This window comes from Mesonia sediminis (assembly GCF_042684705.1).
In the GTDB taxonomy this organism is placed as follows: domain Bacteria; phylum Bacteroidota; class Bacteroidia; order Flavobacteriales; family Flavobacteriaceae; genus Mesonia; species Mesonia sediminis.
In genome coordinates, this window is sequence record NZ_JBHULZ010000041.1 from 245,157 (window position 1) to 264,933 (window position 19,777).

Genomic DNA, 19,777 nt, shown 5'->3' on the forward strand with positions numbered 1-19,777 from the left:
TTTATATTTTTACGAAATTAAATTAATGCTAAAATAGAATGCGATGAAGACTATAGATCAGTTTAACTTTAAAGATAAAAAGGCACTTATTAGAGTTGATTTTAATGTACCCTTAAACGAGGATTTTGAGGTTACCGATACCACTCGAATATTAGCAGCAAAACCAAGTATAGGTAAAATACTCAACCAAGGAGGAGCTGCCATTCTAATGTCTCACTTAGGTAGACCCGAAAACCAAGAACAAAAATATTCTTTAAAGCATATTGTACCAACATTATCCGAAATTTTGGGAGTTGAAGTTAAGTTTGTAGAAAATTGTGTAGGCAGTAAAGCCGAAGAAGCTGCCAATCAGCTTAAAGCCGGTGAAGTATTATTACTCGAGAACTTACGCTATCATAAAGAAGAAAAACAAGGTGATTCTGAGTTCGCAAAAGCATTAGCTAGTTTGGGAGATATTTATGTGAATGATGCTTTTGGTACGGCTCACCGTGCACACGCATCAACAACGGTAGTGGCTCAATTTTTTGAGCATAAATGCTTCGGATATCTTCTAGCCAAAGAAATTGAGAGTATCAATAAGGTTTTTCAAGCCAAAGAAAAACCGGTGACCGCTATATTAGGCGGAGCAAAAGTGTCTTCAAAAATAACTGTAATCAGTCATATTTTAGATAAAATAGATCATTTAATAATTGGTGGGGGAATGACCTTCACTTTTATAAAAGCATTAGGTGGTGAGGTAGGTAGTTCTTTAGTAGAAGATGATAAATTAGCTTTAGCCTTACAGATTTTAGAAGAAGCTAAAGCTAAAAAAGTACAAGTACATTTACCTGTAGATGCGGTCATAGCCGATGCTTTTAAAGATGATGCAAAAATTAAACTGAGTGCGATTGATAATATACCTGAAAATTGGATGGGGTTAGACGTAGGGCCAGAGACCAGCAAGCTTTTTGAGCAAATAATTCAACAAAGCCAGATTATTTTATGGAATGGACCTGTAGGGGTTTTTGAAATGTCTTCTTTCGCTAAAGGAACTTTAAATTTAGGAAACGCAATTGCAAAAGCAACAAAAGAAGGAGCTTTCTCGTTAGTAGGAGGAGGAGATAGCGTAGCCGCCGTGAAACAATTTGGTTTAGCCGACCAAGTTAGCTATGTTTCCACTGGAGGTGGTGCAATGCTCGAAATGTTAGAAGGTAAAGAATTGCCAGGAATAGCAGCCATAAACAAAGATTAATTTAAACCTATCACATGAAATTTAAACTTATTGCATTATTCTGTTTTTGTAGTGTGAGCTTCTTTGGTGTAGCTCAAGATAGTGCAAACATAGCCGATCAACCGGTAACAGATAGTTTAAGCAAAGAAGCCAGTGCAAAAGAGTTGCACAACATGCTTGAAAAAGCTGTTTTAACTTATTTAAAAGATTATAAAGAGCTCAAGCAAGTCGATTCGATCTGGCAACAGGAATTAATGAACTCAGACTTGTACGCAGAAATGAATCAAGCCATTCAAGAAGGTGAATCATTAGAAAATGTGCCTAGGCAAATAAATCGGGATACTTTAATTGCACGTCTTGATCGGTTAAATGCCAAAACTCCATTTAAAATAAGTTATAATACCTCATTAGAAAAAGTAATTAATTACTATTTAAAATGGCGTAAAGAAAGTGTGCAACGCTTAATGAGTTTAAGTCATTACTATTTTCCTTTATTTGAAGAGAAATTAGATCAGTACAATATACCGCTTGAGATGAAATACTTGGCTATTGTAGAATCGGCATTAAATCCGCGTGCAAAATCTCGAGTGGGCGCAACAGGATTATGGCAATTTATGTACCCAACAGGTAAAATGCACGGTTTAGAAGTGACGAGTTACGTAGATGCTAGAATGAGTCCAGAACGCTCAACAGAGGCTGCAGCTCAATACTTATCTACCTTATACGGTATGTTTAATGATTGGGATTTAGCTCTTGCAGCTTATAATTCGGGTCCAGGAAATGTTTCTAAGGCAATAAGAAGAAGTGGCGGTCAAACCGACTATTGGAAATTACGCAACTATCTCCCTAGAGAAACAGCTGGCTATGTGCCTTCTTTTATCGCTACCATGTACTTGTTTGAATATGCATTTGAGCACGGATTTAATTCTGCTAAACCACAAATCACTTATTTTGAAACCGATACTATTCAAGTTAAACAAGCGCTTAACTTTGAGATGATTGAAGATATAACTGGAGTTGATCAAGATTTGCTTGAATTTTTAAATCCAAGTTTTAAATTAGGGGTTATACCGCAAATAGAGGGTAAGCAATACCATTTAAGATTACCTAGAAAAGAGGCTGGTTTGTTTGTGGCAAATGAAGATCTAATTTATAAATATGTAGCACAAAAACACAAAGAAGCGAATATGCCCACAAAAGAAGAACTTCTTGAACCCGTTCGGTATAGAGTAAGAAGTGGAGATTTTTTGGGTAAAATAGCAGCTCGATATGGGGTGCGTGTTAGTCAAATTAAACAATGGAATAACTTACGCAGCAATAATTTACGTATAGGACAATATTTAAGTATTTTCCCTAAAAATACTTATGCAAGTCGTTCAAAATCAAACACAACCAAACATTATATTGTAAGACAAGGAGATTCTTTATGGAGTATATCGCGTAAGTTTCCTGGAGTTAGCGTACAAGAAATTCAAAAATGGAACGATATTAGCGGTAGTCGTTTAAAACCAGGAATGAAATTAAAAATTTCAAATGGCTAAACTCTTGTAGATTATGATAAATAAGATTTTCGGGCTATTGTTAGCTAGTTTTTTAGTTTTAGGTTGTGAGGAGCAACCCAAAGATGCTAAAGCTAATTTACCCGATTCAAATGGTCGCATTAATAATGTATCGGTAGTAATAGATCATGCCTTATGGGAAGGCAAAATAGGAGAGGAAATACGCTCTGTTTTGGCAGCAACTGTAGATGGCTTAACCCACCAAGAGCCTCTTTTTACGATGAATCAGATACCGCCAAGCGCTTTTGATGGCTTTGTACGTAGTAACCGTACTTTTTTAAAAATAGGTAAATCAGCGCAAGCGTATTTTGAAATTGTACAAGATACCTTTGCTAGGCCACAAACTGGGGTATTTGTATATGCGCCTACACAAGAGGAGTTAATTAAATTGTTAGATAATAACAAAGATGCTATTGTTTCTTCATTAAAAAAAACCGAGCTAAAGGAACAGCAAAACCGAATTGCTAAATCTTTAAAACCAGACCAAGTGATTCGTGAAAAATTAGGGGTTTCCTTAAACTTTCCTACGGCCTATCGTTATGCTAAACAGGAAGATAATTTTTTCTGGATTCGTAAAGACATTCCAAAAGGTACCATGGAAATTTTGCTTTATGAAGTTCCTTTTCATACTATCGAAAAAGATACCAATATAGTAGGCAATATTATTAAAATGCGTGATAGTATTGGTAAGCAACACATACCGGGGCCCAGAGATGGGAGTTATCTAGTTACCGAAGATGCCTATGCTCCGTACTTATTCGAGACGCAAATAGACGGTAAGTTTGCCTACGAAAGTAGAGGAGTTTGGGAAGTAAAAAATGCTTTTATGGCTGGCCCATTTATCAATTTTGCGGTTAAAGATGAAAAAAACAAACGCTATGTTATTTTAGAAGGTTTTGTTTTTAGACCTTCAACCAATAAGCGAGACCATGTTTTTGAACTAGAAGCAATTTTAAGATCGGCAAAAATCAATTAAATTAAAAATGCGCATTCTTTGCTAGAATGCGCATTTAATATAAGTTTTAAGTAAAAAAAAGATTACTTTTCTGTTTGCTGAGTGTCGGTTTTTGAATTCTCTTCTTTTGAAGCATCTTTGAATTCTTTGATACCACTGCCCAATCCTTTCATTAATTCGGGTATTTTCTTACCGCCGAATATCAATAATACAACCACGACAATTAAGATGATTTGCGGTGTACCTATGGCTAAAAAATGGTTTGCCAACATAACTTTAAATTTTTAAGATAATACAAAAATACGAATTAAAATTGAATTCAAAATCGATAGCTTGATTTATTCAAGATAAACCTGCAATAATATTTTATATTTGTATAGTAAATTGGCGCCCTATGAGTAAACCCAAGAAGAGTAAAAGAATTAAAAGAAAATTACTTTACAAGTATCGGCTGGTCGTTCTCAACGAAGATACCTTTGAAGAGCAATTTGCTTTGCGTTTAAACCGACTAAACATATTTGTAGGCGTAGGTATTTCAACTATTTTAATTATAGCCTTTACCACGGTTTTAATCGCTTTTACACCCTTGCGGGAATACATACCCGGTTATGCCAGTACAAAATTGCGTAAACAAGCAACAAGCCTAGCCTACAAAACCGATTCACTACAAATTGCACTCGATCAAAAAAACAGGTATTTAGAAAGTATTCGGCGCGTGTTGGCAGGAGAGGTGAGTCCGTTAGATTTTGAAGAAGAAAACTTAGATACCGTCAATCAAATTGTTGCCGATACGGTAAATTTCAATGCCTCTGAAACCGACTCGCTTTTGCGTAAAGAAGTGGCCGAAGAAGAACGTTTTAATGTTCAAAAACAATTGGATTCTAAAGTAGAATTTTCTTTGTTTTCACCGCTCAAAGGTGAAATTTCAGAAAATTTTAATCCGCAAACAAAACATTATGCAGTCGATGTGGTGGCTCAAGAGAATACACCTGTTAAGAGTATTGCAGACGGTACGGTGATTTTTGCAGAATGGAGTGCTGCTACTGGTTATGTGATTATTTTAGAACATAACCACGGTCTGTTATCGGTTTATAAACACAATAAATCTTTAACCAAGGCACAAGGCGAAATGGTGGTGGCAGGAGAGGTCATTGCTAAGGTGGGTAATACAGGTGAATTAACCACAGGACCCCACTTGCACTTTGAACTTTGGAGTAACGGTTACCCGGTAAATCCACAAGAATTTATAGAATTTTAAACCATAGGCTATGTCCATTAAATCATTTGCAGCCAAAATATTTGCTAAAGTGGTGAAGGCACAGATTGATAGCTGGGCCAACAATCCGGTGAAAGCTCAAGAAAAAGTGTTTAATCAATTGATTAAACAAGCTCAACATACTCAATTTGGTCAAGATCATCAGTTTTCAAAAATTAAAAATCAGCAAGATTTTGCCAATTTTGTTCCCGTTAAAGACTACGAAGCCTTAAAACCTTATATAGAACGCGTAAAACAAGGTGAGCAGGATATCCTATGGCCAGGTAGGCCCATTTATTTTGCTAAAACATCGGGTACCACCAGTGGTGCAAAATATATTCCCATTACTAAAGAATCTATGCCCAGTCACATCAAGGGAGCGCGTAATGCTATATTAAGCTACATCAATGAAACTGGCAACAGCGATTTTGTAAATGGTAAAATGATCTTTCTACAAGGTAGCCCAGTGCTCCATGAAGAAAACGGTATAAAAGTAGGTAGACTATCGGGTATAGTGGCTCATTTTGTACCCCGCTACCTGCAAAAAAATAGGATGCCCAGTTGGGAGGTAAATTGTATTGAAGATTGGGAAACCAAAGTAGAAGCTATCATCAATGAAACCATTAGCGCAGATATGCGCGTCTTTAGCGGAATACCGTCTTGGTTACAAATGTACTTCGAACGCTTGCAAGAACGTACTGGTAAAACCATAACTGAGATTTTCCCTAATTTTAATTTACTGATTTATGGTGGGGTAAATTTTGAACCCTACCGACCCAAATTTGAGTCGCTTATTGGTAAACCTATAAACAGCATAGAACTTTTCCCTGCATCAGAAGGTTTTTTTGCCTATCAAGACAGTCAAAAAGAAAAAGGGATGTTATTGCGTTTAGATGCGGGAATTTACTATGAGTTTATTGAAGCCGATTCTTTTTTTGAAGAAAATCCCGATCGTATTGGTATTGCAGATGTTGCTTTAGGCGTTAATTATGTTATGATAATATCGACCAATGCTGGATTATGGGCATATAATCTGGGCGATACAGTGATTTTTACCAGTTTAAAACCCTACCGCGTTTTGGTTTCAGGAAGAATTAAACACTTTACTTCGGCTTTTGGTGAACACGTAATTGCCAAAGAGGTTGAAGAGGCACTACAACAAGCGGTAACAGAGCATAGGGTAGAAGTAAGCGAGTTTAGTGTGGCGCCGCAAACAAATCCGGAAACGGGCTTACCCTATCACGAATGGTTTATTGAGTTTAATAAACAACCTGATAATTTGACTACCTTTGCGCAAAGCATTGATGAGGCATTGCAAAATCAAAACAGCTATTACCAAGATTTAATTCAAGGTAAGATTTTGAAAACATTAGTCATTAGCCCAATAGTCGAGAACGGATTTCAAAGGTATATGAAAGCCATAGGTAAATTAGGAGGACAAAATAAACTCCCCAGACTTACCAATGATCGTCAATTGGCCGATAAATTATATGAATTAAAACTAGTAGAAACGAATGATGAATAAAATTAAATCGCAAGGAAGGTCTAGAGCTCAAGAAAGCTCTAATGCAATTGAAAGGCTATATATTACCATGCGGCATTTGTTTAACCGAGGTTTTTATAAACCTATGGGGGTCTCGGGAGAAACGCTACGAGAGGCATTGCTAACTCTTAGACCTGAGATTTATGGTACTATAGCTTCAGAAAAGGTAGAGTTAAACGGACTTATGTATGTGATGGATCGTCTGCCGGTTGGTATTGAGGAGTGCCGTTTCATTAACCTTACCAGCGATGAAGGTTATGCCAATTCTCATTTCAAACCTATTGTTCCACCTAAGCGAAGAAGAAATTGTTACCGCATAGACGAAGAGCAAATGAATATAGAGGTAACCCGCGGGAGGTCTGAAATTTATGATATTCTTACGCACCTTACTTTCTTATTTATCGAGTCGCATAAAATCATGAAACGGGTGGTTATTAATGAAGATGGTAGTGTAAATCGCGATTGGAAAAAGCTAGAAGCCGCCATCAAAAAATCAGATTTAGACCAAACAGAAATCGAAGTAGCCTTAAGTCATACCGCCAATATTTTAGGACGTACTTTTGATGAGGTTCGACGGGTTCATCCATTATTTAGTACCGCATCTCACCCTAACCGCTTTTTTCAAATTATTTACTTCTTAGGTAAACTAGCCATAGATGAGGCAGTAAACAATAACAAGCGTATAGTAACTTTTAGTCCGGTTTTACGCGAGCGTTTAGGACATCACATCCACGGTGAAATTTGGGCCAATCGCATCAAAAATTGTCTGATTGATCATAATCTATACCACAGAGACTTGCATATAATAAGTGCAAATATGCATAGTGTAATGAATACCCTATACGCACCCATAGCTTTAGCTGATGCTTGTAAAGAGAAAAGCATGTTTAAAGTGTATGAAGAGCTTAGTGATACCAAAAATAAAGCCCTTCGAGCAAAAGTAGAGCAAACCGCCTTGGAAAATGGCATGCTATTTTTACCCGATGAAAGCGGAACCAATATTGATGTTCAGATTTTTGATACGGCAAAAATACAAGACATCAACAGTAAAATATCGGCAAATAAAGACCATGCACCAGTGATTATCGTTATGGATTACGCCTTTGGTGAACAGGCTTATGAAACTATGGATGAGCTTTTAAAGCCCTTTAAAAAAGAGGATTCCTTGCAATATATGCCTGTGAAATCCATTTCTATAATGGGTAAAGCTGGTATACTTGAAGGAGGTAAAGGCGATATAATGATTCCTAAAGCTCACTTATTTGAGGGCACCGCCGATAATTATCCATTTCATAATGAACTTACTCGATCCGATTTAGAAGGTAATGATATTGCCATAGTAGATGGAGCTATGATCACCGTACTGGGTACTTCTTTACAGAATAAAGATATCTTAAAGTTCTTTTATGATTCTACTTGGAATGTGGTAGGACTAGAAATGGAAGGCGCACATTACCAAAAAGCCATCCAAGCCGCCTCTAAGTTGAGGGGTAATATTAGTGAAGAAGTAAAAGTGCGGTATGCTTATTATGCTAGCGATAACCCCTTAGAAACAGGAAGTACTTTAGCTTCTGGCGGATTAGGCACTACTGGAGTTAAACCTACTTATTTGATCACCGAGAAAATTATTGAACAAATTTTTAGATAATGAATAAAGATAATTTAGACAGCCAAAAGCAAAATGAGGAAATAGATATTTTTGATTTATTTCGCTTAATAAAAAATGCTTTTAAAAACATATATCATCGTTTTTTGCTTTTGGTTCATTTTTTACTGCGAAACGCTCTGCTAATACTGGCAGTGATTGTTATTGGTATCGTTTTGGGTTACTTTTGGAAAACCTCTAGTCAAGAATACCTCCAAACTCAAGCTACACTTAGCGTTAATGAAGAAGGAACCGATTATTTGTATAATAAAATTGATGAGGTTAATTTTTTATTGCAAAAAGACAATACCAAATGGGCAGCGCTTCTAGGAGATGAAGAATTAAAAGGTCTATCTCTTGAAGTTAAACCGGTATACCTTACCCAATTGCTATCTAACGAAGAAGAAAATTATTTAGATTATATAGAGGAGTCTAAATTACTAGAAGAGGAACAGAAAAAAGAACTTTTGCAGAATAAAATACGTGTGCATAAAGTAATTTTAAAACATCCGGCAGATAAAGAAGGTAGTTTAATTTTAGAAAAAATAATAAATCAGCTAAAAGATAATGCTTACTTTAAAAAGTTATTCCAAGAAAAGGCCAGCTTTTTAGCCGATCAAGTGCAAGCCAATAAAGAATTTATCGCTTCTTTAGACCGTTTAATAGCCAATTACGCTAATTCAAAAGATTCTCCTGCCGATGCCAAGATAGTAGTAAATGGTGCTAATTTTGACTTTGACGGACTTATTTCGCAGCGTACCGAGTTACAAATAGAAACTCAAAACTTAATCAAAGAGAAAATTCAACAAGAGGAGTTTTTAAGAATTATTGATTTGAGCATGCCTCAACCACTAAAGCAGAAGTCAATCCTACAAAAAAACAAAATGCTGCTTACCCCTATAATTTTGTTGGTAATTTTGTTTTTAGGCTATCTATTCTTCAAAATTATTGCGCAAGCTAAATCTTTGAAAACTAAATCATGAAAACAATATTAGTAACAGGAGGAGCTGGATTTATCGGGTCTAATTATATCAATTATATTCTTAGAGCCAAGAAAGAAATTCGGGTTGTAAATTTAGATAAACTCACCTATGCGGCCAATTTAGATAATATTGAACAGCCCAATCACCCCAATTATCAATTCGTTAAAGGCGATATTTGCGATGCGCAATTGGTGCATAATCTTTTTGAGGAATATCAATTTCAAGAAGTGGTTCACTTTGCTGCCGAATCTCATGTAGATAACTCAATTGCCAATCCCGCTGTATTTGTAGAAACCAATGTAAACGGAACTTTTAATCTTTTGCAAACCGCCTACAAATTATGGATGACCGCTCCCTTCCAGCATAAAACTGCTTTTGTAAAAGCCCGATTTTTGCACGTCTCTACCGATGAGGTTTACGGCACACTGGGAGAAAAAGGCTTATTTACCGAAGAGACACCTTACGCACCCAACAGTCCTTACAGCGCTTCAAAGGCAGCTTCAGATATGTTGGTGAGAAGTTATTTTCATACTTATGGGATGCCTGTTTTAACCACCAATTGTTCTAACAATTACGGTCCTTATCAACACGATGAAAAATTAATTCCAACCATAATCCGTAAAGCTTTAAAAGGAGAGCAGATTCCTATTTATGGTGAAGGCACCAATATTAGAGATTGGTTATATGTAGAAGATCACTGTAAAGGGATTCAGAAAGCCTTAGAAGACGGAAAATTAGGCGAAACCTATAACATTGGCGGTAAAAATGAACGACAAAATTTATATATCGCTCAGTACATCTGCAAAATCCTAGATCAGCAGCATCCACGGGCCGCTAAAGCTTCCTATCTAGAACTTATCACCTTTGTAAAAGACAGACCTGGACACGATTTTAGATATGCCATAGATGCTCAAAAAATAGAAAATGAACTAGGTTGGCAAGCCCAAGAAAATTTTGAAACAGGAATAGAGAAAACCATAAACTGGTACTTAAAAAAATATTTACAATGAAAGGAATTATTCTAGCCGGAGGTTCAGGTACGCGTTTGCACCCCTTAACCCTTGCCGTAAGCAAGCAATTGTTGCCGGTGTATGATAAACCCATGATTTATTACCCGCTTTCTACTTTGATGTTAGCGGGTATTCGCGAAATCTTGATTATAAGTACACCACACGATTTGCCTTTGTTTAAAAAGCTTTTAGGCGATGGCAAACAGTTGGGCTGCCAGTTTGAGTACAAAGTACAAGAGCAACCCAATGGCTTGGCAGAGGCTTTTATCATTGGTGAAGAATTTATAGGTAGAGATAAAGTAGCTTTAATTCTGGGAGACAATATCTTTTATGGTTCTGGACTAGAAAACTTACTCAAACAAAATAACAATCCAGATGGCGGGGTGGTATATGCCTACCATGTACATGACCCTGAACGCTATGGAGTGGTAGAATTTGATGAAGAGGGTAAGGTGATTTCTATAGAAGAAAAACCCAGTCAACCCAAGTCTAAATATGCCGTGCCAGGAATTTATTTTTACGATAACGAAGTGGTACAAATCGCCAAATCTATTCAACCCAGCGCACGTGGCGAATTAGAAATTACCGATGTAAACAACGCCTACCTTAAAAAGGGTAAATTACAAGTAGGTATTTTAGACAAAGGCACCGCCTGGTTAGACACCGGCACCTTTAAGTCACTCATGCAGGCTTCTAATTTTGTAGAGGCTATAGAAGAACGACAAGGATTAAAAGTGGGAGCACTAGAAGAAGCGGCCTATAATATGGGATATATCAACAAATCCCAATATAAAAAGTTACTCGAGCCATTAACAAAAAGCGGTTACAGCAAAAATTTACAATAAATGCAGATAGAAAAAACCAATTTAGACGGATGCTTTCTCTTAAAACCCCGTGTTTTTGAAGATGAACGCGGCAGTTTTTTTGAAACCTTTAATCAACAGGTTTTTGAGCAAACTACTGGCTTAAACGTCAATTTTGTGCAAGACAATCAATCTATTTCTAAATATGGCGCTTTACGCGGAATTCATTTACAAACAGGAGACCATAGTCAGGCAAAACTCGTACGGGTTATTCAAGGCGAAGTACTCGATGTGGCAGTAGACCTAAGAAAAGACTCGCCAAGCTTTGGAAAATCCTATCAAGTAAAGCTCAACCACAAAAACAATTATCAGTTATTCATCCCTAAAGGATTTGGCCACGGATTTGTAACCTTATCTAAGCAAGCTATTTTTGCCTATAAATGTGATGCCTACTACCATAAAGCATCAGAAGCCGGTATTATTTATAATGACCCTACATTAAATATAAATTGGCAAATACCTGCAGAAGAGCTTTTACTTTCTCCTAAAGATCAAGTATTACCTACACTCAAAAAAGCCAATTGGTTATGAAAATTTTAGTTACCGGGGCAGCAGGGCAATTGGGGCAATGCCTTCAGGTTGCAGCCAAAAAATATACGACTTTAAATTTTTGTTTTACCGACTCAAAAGAATTGAATATCGCTTCCGCGGAAGCGATTCAAAGCTATTTTGAAAAGCACAACTTTCATTACTGCATAAACGCAGCGGCTTATACCAATGTTGAGCAAGCAGAAACCGATATAAATAAAGCCTTTTTAATCAATGCAGAAGGGGTAAAGCACTTGGCCGAAGCCTGCCAAAAGCACCAAACTAAACTGATTCATATTTCTACAGACTATGTTTTTGACGGTGAAAAAAAATCGGCTTACACCGAAGAAGATCAGGTAAATCCAATAAACGTTTATGGCGCTTCTAAATTAAAGGGAGAGCAGTACATTCAAGAAATATTAAAAGAATACTATATTGTGAGAACCTCTTGGTTGTACTCACAATTCGGACATAATTTTTTTAAAACCATTTCACAAAAAGCAGCATCAGGCGAAAGCCTAAAAATTACCACTCAGCAAAAAGGAAATCCTACCAATGCTAATGATTTGGCGGCAGCGGTCCTTCAAATAATCCTATCGCAAAAGAAAAACTATGGTATTTATCATTACAGTAACTTGGGCGAGGCCACTTGGTATGATTTTGCAAAAGCTATTGTAGAAAGGCAAGATAAAAAGACAATGGTGCAAGCTTCAAATGCCTATAAAACAAAAGCAAAAAGACCAGTAAATAGTTGTTTAGATAAAGGTAAAATCATTGAAACTTTTGATTTAACGATACCTCAATGGGAAGCGAGTCTTACAAATTTAATAAACAACGAGTCTTAAAATAGCAAGTAGAATTCACTAAAAATAAAAGTGTATTCTTAGCTTAAACTAATTTTTACGCTCTGCCTTAAGGTTTTCTTGGCTAGGTATTAACAAGAATGTAACGCTAGAGAAGGTATTTTTCTGCTATTTTAGACAAAACATAAGTAAAAAGGTGTGCAAAAGTCTTTTGTTTATGGATTAACCCTTACTTACAATTTTAAAATGGAATTAAAAGAATACCTCCCCTTAATGATCGATGCGGCGCGAGATGCGGGCATACAGATATTAGAAGTATACAACGGAAAAGATTTTCAAATCCAAGAAAAAGAAGACTTAAGTCCGATAACCTTGGCAGACCAAAGAGCGCATAAGACAATTGTAAAGGCATTAGAGGCAACTGATTTTCCTATTTTGTCTGAAGAAGGTGCCGAAATTCCTTATGAAACTAGAAAAGATTGGGAATATTTCTGGATGGTAGATCCGTTAGACGGTACCAAAGAATTCATCAAAAAAAACGGTGAATTTACAGTCAATATTGCGCTTATACATCGGCAGAAACCTGTGCTGGGCGTGGTATATGCGCCAGTATCAGACCAATTGTACTTTGGTGGAGAGCAAATAGGAGCTTATAAATCTGAGAACACAGACCCCGAAACCGAATTGGAATTGATTACCAATGAGAGCGGAACTATTAAAATTGTGGCCTCACGTTCGCATACCAACCAAGAGACTAAAGATTTTATAGCTGAATATAAAGATGCCGAAACTCTGAGTATGGGAAGCTCTTTAAAGTTTATGTTGATTGCCGAAAGTAAAGCTGATATTTATCCGAGGTTTTCACCAACAATGGAGTGGGATACCGCTGCTGCACATGCAATCTTAAGAGGCTTGGACCTTGAGGTGATAAGCTTAGAAGATAAACAACCACTACGCTATAACAAAGAAAATTTGCGCAACCCTAATTTTTTGGTAGAGCGATAAAAAAGCTTCATTAAAGCTATTTGCCAAAACCGTTAATACCGAATATAAAAAACTAGTTGGTCCTACATTTGGTTAACTTTAAGTACATTTGCTGGGTAAAAACATCTACAATAGTATTTTGAAAAAGCAACTCATCAAAAAGCTTAAAAACACCAATCCCGATCAAAAAGATGTACTTAAGAAAGGTTTCTATTTTTTGATATTTAGAGGCGTGGGTATCATAGCCGGTTATCTTTTTACGCTCTATATTACCAATGTTTTCGGAGCTAAAGTAAACGGACTCATAAGCTTGAGCTTTAGTGTTTTCATGTTTGCTAGTATTATAGGCAGGTTGGGTATTGACGTTAATTTTTTGCGCTTTTATGCCAAGCCAGAAAACTGGAAAAAAGATCCAGGATTATTTTACCGCGTGGTAAGCAAGTCTTTTTTAGTAAGCTTGGTACTTATGGGGTTGCTTCTGTGGGCACAAGACTTTTTTATTTTGCATATTTTTAAAAAAAACCAATTAGAACCCTATTATTTTTGGAGTGTTCTAGGAATTCCTTTTTGGACCATCACCATGCTTTGTGCAGGAGCTTTGCGGGCCAAAGGATTAAACAACTGGTTTGCATTTTTCAATAATACAGGCCGTTTTTTGCTTACTATTCTACTTTTAGCTGTGGTTTATCTTTTTAGTACAGTAGCTCCCGTTATGCTTATTCAATTACATTTTTGGGCCCTGGTGGTATTGGCACTCATTGCATTTTGGGTAGTAAGTAGAGAGTTAAAGCAATTAACATTAAAATCGGGAACCAACTCATGGCGTTTTTTACGGGAATCTTTCCCTATGTTACTCTCCTCAACCATTATGGTATTTTTGGGTTGGTTAGATACTTTTATATTAGGTATTTATGAAACCGATGAAAATATTGGTATTTATAATGCAGCACTAAAACTGGCGCTGGTTACCAGTTTTTCTATTGAAGCGATTAATTCTAGTTTGGCGCCTAAAATTGCAAACGCTTATGTAAATAACCTAAAGGAAAGGTTTTTAGGCTTAATCAAATTTTCTACTCGTTTAAACTTTAGCCTAACGGTTCTTATTGTTATGATACTTCTCGTTTTTAATCAATGGTTTTTAGGTATATTTGGAGAAGAGTTTAAAGCAGGTAGTATGGTTTTAATAATTTTATGCGCTATACATCTTATTAATAGTGCTGTAGGCTCGGTAGGAATCATTATGCAAATGACAGGTAAACAAAAACAATATCAATATATTGCATTCATATCTTTAGGTATTAACTTATTGTTAAACTTTATCTTGATTCCTAGGTATGGAATAAACGGAGCGGCAGTAGCTACTGCCATTAGTTTATCGGTATGGAATGTATCTGGGTGTGTTTATTTAAAACGGAAAGAAAATATAAGAACCTATATATAACTCAGTTATTTAAATAAATGATTTTTAGTTACAATTAATAATTATATATAATCTTAATAAAACCAACCAGATGAAACACTTTAACCTTTTATTATTCATAGTTATTTTTATTAATAATATGAATGCACAAAATTGGGAATTAGAACATAGAAGTCCTTACGAATCATTTAGGTTTTTTAATACTGCTGATGGATTAGCAGCGATAGTCAATGAATCAAGCAATGAATTAATTAGTTATCATTCATCAGCTTTTTCAGGATTAATAGTAAGAGTTAAAACTAATTTAAATAATGTGAATGATGTTAATTTACAAGAATTAGATTGGATTGATCTTGAGTCCCCAATGAGAGGTGGTGGATTTAATATTACAAAAATAAATAATGAACATTATTTATTTGGTATGGGTACTAGAAGAAATGAATGCTCTGATTTCATCGGTGCTACAATCTTTGCAAAAAAAATTAATCCGTCTACGGTTACAAGCTGGCAAAATCAAAATTCTCCTATAATTAGAAAACAATTAGATTTTAGTAACTTTGATTCTAGGGCTAACAATGGGATTGCAGATAGCAGTGGGAATTATTATTTTTGTAATGCTAGTGAAAAAAATATTTATGTAATAAATATGTTTAACAATCAAAATAATCCTATCAATTTAAGTTCTATCTTTAACCTGAATAATAATTATATTAGAGAATTTAGAAAAATTTCAGATAATAATTATACTCATATTGTAGGCCTTGAAACAGGCGGTGAAAATATTGTATATATAAGAGCTGATAAAGTTTCAGGAAATTATACTGCTGCTAAATATGAAATTGACTCTATTATAAACCCTCTCCAAATTAATAATAGGGTAATAAGATTTGACAATGCATTTGACCTAGGTTTAACAAATACTGGTAATGCAGAGATGTTATTTTTAACTAATGATAATAATATATATTCTTTAAATTTTACGCAAAATGTTGGTTTAACCAAAAATGGAAAAGGAGTTTTAAAGTATAATAATTCAGTTAACCCTTCGGACAATTTAGAACTTGTTAGAGGTCTATCTTATTCAGATTCAGGTAAATGTTTTTTAATCCCAAAATCCTACTATAACACTAATAATGACAATCTTACATTTTATTTTGACGGGACCAATATTTCAAGTACTAATGTAAATATGGGCGGCATGATATTCGACAAAATTCCTACTATAAATGGTTTGTCTAATAATAATTACATTTTGACTCGTAATCATAAAAGCACTTTTGATACCGATTTCGAACGAATTAGACTTTATAAAACTAACAACAATAATATTATTGACGATTTTGAATTAAATTTAAAACTTAATTTGACTACTAAAAATTTTCCTCATGGCGGTGGTAACATAATTAATAGCTTAGCAATATTTGAAGATAACCTTCTTTATAATGAAATGAATTTTTTAAAATATAAAAATTTAAACACTAACTCGATAGATAGTAAATATTTGCCTTTAAGCGCTACCTCAATGATTCCCATTGGCAATGATGAATTTATGGGAGGCATGTATTACGGTCCTTATCTTAACAGATTTAAAATTGAAAACAATACAATTCTTCTTAAAGATTCACACTTGATTGATGATGATTTCAAAAAAATAAAATCTTTAGCATTTGATGGAAATATGGTATATGTTGGATTATATCATAATTCTACATCTAATACGAATAATAGTAATATTTATAAATTTAATATTCAAGACCAAACCAATTCTACTTTAGATAATAATGATGTTTTATTAAATATAGATGAAACTAATTTTGTTCCATCATTAAAAGTTGTTGAATATCCAAATAATCAAAAATGGTTATATGGATTGGCACAACATCATAGCAATGATGGATTAAAAAAATATAAATTATTTAGAAAAGCCTTGTCCTCAAATGAATCAGTTGAAGAAATCATACTTGAAGACGATTACGGATCTCTTAAAGATATGGCTGTTATTTCGGCTATAAATAATGAAATATATATTTATTTTATAACTCAAAAAAGTAATAGTGGAGATTTATTTAAAATTAAGATTACAAATCCAGCCCTACCTTTGCAATCTTCTAATATTCAGCATTTAAGAAATTTTGATACAAAAGTGCCTATGAATATTAAATCATTTTTATCTAAGCATTTAATAGTTACTTTTAAATGTAAGGAAATTGGCTATATAACACAAGATTCAAACTCTTTTTTATTGCCGTTCAATAACATGCCAATACCAACTGATTTTCAGTCTGATCTTGTGGTGATTAACAAAAAAAAGATATTCATAGGTACTAGGGAAGGTGTTGGAAATATTGACAATAACAAAGGAGGTGCTATTTATAAATTAGAACTCCCAGAATATATGGGGTTCTCTTATCAGTTTAGGGAAGATTGGGGCTTGCATCCATCAAATATTTTATCTGGTGATATCAACGGTGATGGTTATGATGATATAATTGCTACCACTAGTGAAAATGGATTCATTAAATGGAATATTAAATTGAATACTCAACAGTTAGATTTTGATAATGAATATAGTTTCAACCTAGCTTCTGCAAATTCTGATTTTATTTTCTCAGGCGATTTTAACGGTGATGGTTTGGATGATATAGGCGTCAATAGGATTAGTGATCCCAACTCTGTAAATATTGGAGAATGGATTATCTTTATTAATGATGGAGATGGGGGCTTTTATTCATTTAATCAGTTTCGTTATAGTTGGGGAATGCAACCTGATAACATTACTACAGGAGATTTTAATGGCGATGGGTATGATGATATAGCTATTTTCAAAATTAATGATGGTTGGTATATCAAATTAAACAATCAAAATAATGGTTTTCAATCGGGTCATATCAAATATAACTGGGCTAGTAATCCAGATTTTATATTTTCAGCAGATTTTAATGGTGATGGGTATGATGATTTGGGGATGAAAAATTCAAATTTTTCAATGGGAGACTGGATTGTAAGATTTAATAATAAATCTAACTCTTTTGAAAATCAAAAAAGGTATATTTGGGGAACATCTCCTGATTTAATAACCGTTGGTGATTATAACAACGATAGTTTTGCTGATATTGCTGGAAATAGACATAATGATAACCAAAGCATGATATTAGGAGAATGGATATTCAGATTAAATTACGGCTATTATTATACGGGTAATACCCTTGATTTTTTTGATCCAATTGGTTTTAAAAAACTACCTACTATTTCTTTGAATAATTTTAATTTTTTGGTTTATCCCAACCCTTCTTTTAATAATAAAATTCAAATTACAAGCGAAGAGTCATTTAATTATGAAATTTATAATTATTATGGAAAAAAAATTAAAGAAGGTAAGAAAAATAAGAGTTATACCGTAGAAATTAATGGTTTAGAAAAGGGTGTTTACTTTGTTAAAGCTTATTATAAAGATTCAACTTTAACTAAAAAAATTTTAATCAACTAATTTTTTGGTCTTAAAAATAGTTAAAACCATGTACTACAGTGTATTGCACTTTCTTTAGTTTCTACCCAAAGCTATCTTTTTATTAAGATAGGTCAAAGATGTAATTGTCATACCGTTTCTCGATTGACAATACATATAGTCTGGGTTACAAAATATCTTTACTAAGTACTTTATGAGAATATTTAATCCAAATTTGCAATGCTGAGGTCAATAAAATTTTGAAAGAGATAAGTTGTTCTGACTATAGGTATATTGATTTGCTCAGAGGTTGTATGTTAGTATAGCAGTAAACTCAATAAACTGAAATGTAGAACATCTCGTAATTCTGAATAAGAATTTACAAAACTAAATGACCGTTTTGTGGTCAGCCTTTTTTAGTTAAGTTATTATGTGGAGTCGAGTGCAGGATATATTACTAACTAAACGGTCAATGAGTGTTTGGAACATCATTGCTAGGATTCAAAGTGATAATTCAAATTTCATATATTGGAATAAAAGGGACTACTTTTAATTTCCAGTTTTAATAAACTTTCATAACAGAGATATTTAGCTTCCTTAATCACATTCAAAATCGTGTTCTTCGCCTATAATTAAAGATTCTGAGGGTTTATAACCAATTAAATTTATTACAGTACCAAAACTATTTTGATCTAAGGATTCACGTTTAATCATTCCCACATCCTCCATATATGTTTGCCTAAGGTTGTAACCTAAACTAAAATAAAGTCTTTTATAAATACAAGAATTTATAGAATAAAAGTTAATATTACACTCTTCTATAATTTCTACTTGTGAGTTATTATCTGAATAGCTTGTTTCATTAAAATCAATAATGGTAACTTCATTTGAATCTTCTGTTTTTATTATTTTACCATTTTCAAACCTTAAAAAATATGAATTAATTACCGTACTACAAGGATAGGCATACTCATAGTCTTCATGACCTTCGTAATAACGCTCCCACTTATAATACAATTCAGTTTCTTCAATCAAATAGTTTAGTTTATTATTAATGGTTTGTGATGAAACAATTTCTTTTTTTATTTTGTATGTCCTATAATCCAATGGATAATTATATATTTTAGTATAATACCAAATATTTCCTACTTGGAATGGAAGGTAACTCTGAGGTGATTGTATTGTCTGGAATTCAAAAGTTAATTCTGCTTGATTATATGGGTTAATTTTAGCTATTACTTTTCCATTATAAGTTGTAAAACTCTCTAAATTATTTAAAGTATATTCGTTAACATTACTATTTTCTATTATCAAAGTATCATTTAGATAAAGGTCGTAACTTATATCATCACTTTCAACTCCATTAGCCAATCCATTTTCTGAGATACTCCAAGAAATTTTAACGCTATTATCAGTAATCTCTGAAATGGATATATTGAAATCATCTGCTTGTAAAGAACTTATTTCAACATGATCATCATTTGAGCAACTAATTAACAAAGTTATAAATATAAGTAAGCATATTTTTTTAGTAATGAAATTATAATGAAATTTGAATTTTATAATCATAATGG

16 protein-coding genes are annotated in these 19,777 nt (G+C 34.0%); 14 read left to right on the forward strand and 2 right to left on the reverse strand.

Annotation, left to right across the window (positions count from 1 at the left end; translation table 11 throughout):
• Positions 1–43: 43 nt before the first annotated feature.
• Genes ACFSQ0_RS09135 through ACFSQ0_RS09145 form a run of 3 tightly spaced genes read left to right on the forward strand, consistent with a single transcriptional unit; the run spans position 44 to position 3,745 of the window.
• A complete protein-coding gene (locus ACFSQ0_RS09135; protein ID WP_379047244.1) occupies positions 44–1,231 on the forward strand; it encodes a phosphoglycerate kinase in 1,188 nt (395 codons plus the stop codon).
• Positions 1,232–1,245: 14 nt separating this feature from the next.
• Positions 1,246–2,751, forward strand: a complete 1,506-nt coding sequence (locus ACFSQ0_RS09140) for a LysM peptidoglycan-binding domain-containing protein (RefSeq protein WP_379047247.1) — start codon at positions 1,246–1,248, stop codon at positions 2,749–2,751.
• Between the two features lie 13 nt (positions 2,752–2,764).
• Positions 2,765–3,745, forward strand: a complete 981-nt coding sequence (locus tag ACFSQ0_RS09145) for a DUF4837 family protein (RefSeq protein ID WP_379047250.1) — start codon at positions 2,765–2,767, stop codon at positions 3,743–3,745.
• A gap of 62 nt (positions 3,746–3,807) precedes the next feature.
• On the opposite strand, the gene tatA is transcribed toward ACFSQ0_RS09145, so the two are convergent.
• Positions 3,808–3,996: a twin-arginine translocase TatA/TatE family subunit gene (gene tatA, locus ACFSQ0_RS09150; protein ID WP_147861823.1), complete on the reverse strand. Its 189-nt coding sequence runs from the start codon at positions 3,994–3,996 to the stop codon at positions 3,808–3,810.
• A gap of 122 nt (positions 3,997–4,118) precedes the next feature.
• Here tatA and ACFSQ0_RS09155 point away from each other — a divergent pair, with 122 nt between their 5' ends.
• The 11 genes from ACFSQ0_RS09155 to ACFSQ0_RS09205 all read left to right on the forward strand — a co-directional run bounded on the left by ACFSQ0_RS09155 (position 4,119) and on the right by ACFSQ0_RS09205 (position 18,245).
• Positions 4,119–4,982 carry a M23 family metallopeptidase gene (locus ACFSQ0_RS09155; RefSeq protein WP_379047253.1) on the forward strand — a complete coding sequence of 288 codons (864 nt, stop codon included), beginning with the start codon at positions 4,119–4,121 and terminating at the stop codon, positions 4,980–4,982.
• Between the two features lie 10 nt (positions 4,983–4,992).
• On the forward strand, positions 4,993–6,504 hold the full coding sequence (locus ACFSQ0_RS09160; protein ID WP_379047256.1) for a GH3 auxin-responsive promoter family protein: 1,512 nt from the start codon (positions 4,993–4,995) through the stop codon (positions 6,502–6,504).
• A complete protein-coding gene (locus ACFSQ0_RS09165; RefSeq protein ID WP_379048816.1) occupies positions 6,497–8,170 on the forward strand; it encodes a DUF6909 family protein in 1,674 nt (557 codons plus the stop codon). Before ACFSQ0_RS09160 ends, ACFSQ0_RS09165 begins: the two co-directional genes overlap by 8 nt.
• Complete coding sequence (locus tag ACFSQ0_RS09170; protein WP_379047258.1) at positions 8,170–9,150, forward strand: hypothetical protein; 981 nt, start codon at positions 8,170–8,172, stop codon at positions 9,148–9,150. The genes ACFSQ0_RS09165 and ACFSQ0_RS09170 overlap by 1 nt, the downstream gene beginning before the upstream one ends.
• Positions 9,147–10,160 carry a dTDP-glucose 4,6-dehydratase gene (rfbB, locus tag ACFSQ0_RS09175; protein ID WP_379047261.1) on the forward strand — a complete coding sequence of 338 codons (1,014 nt, stop codon included), beginning with the start codon at positions 9,147–9,149 and terminating at the stop codon, positions 10,158–10,160. The genes ACFSQ0_RS09170 and rfbB overlap by 4 nt, the downstream gene beginning before the upstream one ends.
• Entirely contained in the window at positions 10,157–11,005 is an 849-nt protein-coding gene (rfbA, locus tag ACFSQ0_RS09180; protein ID WP_379047264.1) for a glucose-1-phosphate thymidylyltransferase RfbA, read from the forward strand. The genes rfbB and rfbA overlap by 4 nt, the downstream gene beginning before the upstream one ends.
• Positions 11,006–11,554: a dTDP-4-dehydrorhamnose 3,5-epimerase gene (rfbC, locus tag ACFSQ0_RS09185; RefSeq protein ID WP_379047267.1), complete on the forward strand. Its 549-nt coding sequence runs from the start codon at positions 11,006–11,008 to the stop codon at positions 11,552–11,554.
• Complete coding sequence (rfbD, locus tag ACFSQ0_RS09190) at positions 11,551–12,396, forward strand: dTDP-4-dehydrorhamnose reductase (protein ID WP_379047270.1); 846 nt, start codon at positions 11,551–11,553, stop codon at positions 12,394–12,396. The genes rfbC and rfbD overlap by 4 nt, the downstream gene beginning before the upstream one ends.
• Before the next feature lie 204 nt (positions 12,397–12,600).
• Complete coding sequence (gene cysQ, locus ACFSQ0_RS09195; RefSeq protein WP_379047273.1) at positions 12,601–13,359, forward strand: 3'(2'),5'-bisphosphate nucleotidase CysQ; 759 nt, start codon at positions 12,601–12,603, stop codon at positions 13,357–13,359.
• 118 nt (positions 13,360–13,477) lie between these two features.
• On the forward strand, positions 13,478–14,779 hold the full coding sequence (locus ACFSQ0_RS09200; RefSeq protein WP_379047276.1) for a flippase: 1,302 nt from the start codon (positions 13,478–13,480) through the stop codon (positions 14,777–14,779).
• 70 nt (positions 14,780–14,849) lie between these two features.
• The gene (locus tag ACFSQ0_RS09205; RefSeq protein ID WP_379047279.1) at positions 14,850–18,245 is read left to right on the forward strand and encodes a T9SS type A sorting domain-containing protein; all 3,396 of its coding nucleotides are present in this window, start codon (positions 14,850–14,852) and stop codon (positions 18,243–18,245) included.
• 555 nt (positions 18,246–18,800) lie between these two features.
• On the opposite strand, the gene ACFSQ0_RS09210 is transcribed toward ACFSQ0_RS09205, so the two are convergent.
• On the reverse strand, positions 18,801–19,772 hold the full coding sequence (locus ACFSQ0_RS09210; RefSeq protein ID WP_379047282.1) for a fibronectin type III domain-containing protein: 972 nt from the start codon (positions 19,770–19,772) through the stop codon (positions 18,801–18,803).
• Positions 19,773–19,777 lie beyond the last annotated feature (5 nt).